At 26.5% G+C, this 1,166-nt stretch carries 1 pseudogene; it reads right to left on the bottom strand.

Going from position 1 to position 1,166, the window contains the following annotated elements:
* Window positions 1-1,166: pseudogene (locus E0E02_RS09355) on the bottom strand (DNA-binding protein); the annotation flags it as partial.

The raw sequence follows: 1,166 nt of genomic DNA, 5'->3' as shown, positions 1-1,166 counted from the left end.
GAACTAATGATATTATCAAAATAATCACGATTAATTAATTTAGCTAATTTTTCATTCTTTAATTCTTCATATTTTTTACGCAATAATTCCAAATCATTGTTAAATTCTTCAAGGCGATTCTTATTTTCTAAACTATTTAATCTTTCTTTGAAATTGCTATCTTCTATAGGAAAAATAGAGGATAGCATTTCTTGTTCAGGATTTATAAGTCTTCGATAAGAATCCCTAGCATAAGATACAATTTTCGCATCATCTGAAAGTATTTCTTGAATAAACTCCAGTCTACTAGAAAAATCTGATTCGAATCTATTATTGACAGAAATACAAGCTCTTCCTTCTGGAATTTTCATGAACATTGAGTACAATTCAATTTTATTTTCACAGAATTCTTGTTCAGCAGAACTTATTTTTTCTTTTAATTCTTCAATTTCCTCAGCTTTTTTCTTTAAATTCTCTTTTCTTAAATCCTCGATTTGCTGAAATAATTGATAGACAACCCCTTTATCTTTCTGTAACAACGAAAAATCTTTCGGAAAAATATTTTTATAAACGATTACAGAAAATAGTTTATCCTCCGATAAACTGAGTTTACTATTACCATTCTCTTTATCATCGCCTTCCTTTTCTTTACTGAGTAAATTGTTCTTATATAAAATAAACTCATTGTAGATGTTATAAGCTAAACGCATATCATAAATATAAATTGACAGTTGTTTCAATAGTCCCTTGCTAACATTACTTTCTTTAGCTAATATCTCCGTAATTTTTTCTACAGAATTTGAAGAAGTAATTACAGGTATCATTGAAATTATAAAATCAAAAAACTTAGTTCTATCGTTCGAAGTAAACATATCGTCTTTTATGAGATAAATAAATAGAATCTTATCCACACCCTGTCTTTTATTATTTACAAGTGTATTTATTTCTCTCAGTTTTTCAAAGATTAGATTTGTTTCAAACCTATCAATATCTTCAAAAACAATAACATTACTTCCACAATTATCAAAAAGATATAACACATCATCCAAATATTTATCGAAATAAGAGCAGTTAACTTCTTGAAATAACTCAATATCTCCAGAAATATTTTTGCTTTGAATAGAAATATTCTTAATAAAGTGTTTTTCAAGTTGTAATTTTGACAGCCGATTCACATCAATAATTAC

Source organism: Streptococcus sp. KCJ4932 (assembly GCF_004352745.1).
Classification (GTDB): domain Bacteria; phylum Bacillota; class Bacilli; order Lactobacillales; family Streptococcaceae; genus Streptococcus; species Streptococcus ruminicola.
Note: the sequence above shows the minus strand (reverse complement) of the source record. Positions and strands in the feature narration are given on the sequence as shown.